Source organism: Streptomyces sp. NPDC018031, assembly GCF_044327625.1.
Taxonomy (GTDB): Bacteria; Actinomycetota; Actinomycetes; order Streptomycetales; family Streptomycetaceae; genus Streptomyces.
Window position 1 is genome coordinate 1 of the sequence record NZ_JBIRFT010000076.1, and the last position, 1,115, is coordinate 1,115.

Sequence of the window (1,115 nt, forward strand, 5' to 3'; positions counted from 1 at the left end):
GCCAGGACGCCCATGAGCATGTTCTTCAGCTCGATGATGGTCTTGATGACCCCGACGACCGCGTCGACGGCCTTGTCCACCAGGCCCTTGTTGGCTTCCTGGAGTTTCTTGATCTCCTCGTCGACGGCGTTGAGGGCCTGGGTGTACTTCTGCGCCAGGTCGGTGACCAGCTGCTGGGACTTGTCCTCGACCTGGGTCTGGAGCTCTTCGAACTTCGCGGTGAAGTCCTGGGCGGCTTCCTGGCCGAACTGCTTGAGGTCGGCGGGGAGTTTGTCGACCTCGGCCCTGAGGTCGGCACGCCCCTGGGCGATGCGGGCCTTGGCCCGGCCCAGTTCGGCACCGATGGTGTCGGCGACGGAGGAGATGACCCCCTGCATCTTCGCCACATACAGCTTCCGGGACTCCTGATACAGCTGGTTGGCCTCCGCGGGCATGCCCAGCAGCTTGTCCTTGGCCCATTTGGCCGGGCCGAAGAAGCCGGAGTACCGCTTCTTCTTGTAGGCCTTCATCCGCTTCTCGTGGTCGGCGGTGAAGGCGTCCCGGGCGGTCTTCTCCCCGGCGGTGAACTGCTCCTCGACCTTCTTGTCCAGCCCGGTCAGGGTGGTCTCGACGTCCTTCTTGGTGGCGTCGAAGACCTTCTGCAGCCTGGCGGTGACCTGCGCCCGCTTCTGCTCGTCCCGGGACTTCGCCTCTCCCTTCCCCCCGTCGACCTGTTTGCCCGCCGCCGTCCGGGTCGCGGTCAGCGCCGCCATGGCCTGCGCGCCGGAAGCGGCCGCGCCGGCCTTGGCGTCGGCCAGCTGCGCGGTCTCGGCCGCACGTGCTTGACCGGGGGCGGTGGCGGAGTGCTGCTCGGCCTTCTTCTTCTCTCCCAGTGCCTCGTCGAAGGAGGGTTCGTTGCCCTTCTTCAGTTGTTCTTCGGTGACGTCGGCATCGGCCAGGGCCTTGTCGCCGGCGGCGGGGCCTGGGGAGAAGTCGGTGACGGCCGGGGGCTGTTTGGCGGGGATGGCGTCGGGGGCGTGGGGTGGGCCGGGGTTGGGCGGGGGCTGGTCGGGGGTGAGGGGGGTGACGGGTTTGTCTTTGGCGGCGGTGGTGTCGGGTGGGGCTTTGGTGGTGGT

At 67.8% G+C, this 1,115-nt stretch carries 1 pseudogene; it reads right to left on the minus strand.

Features of this window, described 5'->3' with window-relative positions:
- Positions 1–1,115 (minus strand): annotated as a pseudogene (locus ACH4B3_RS34300) (hypothetical protein); the annotation flags it as partial.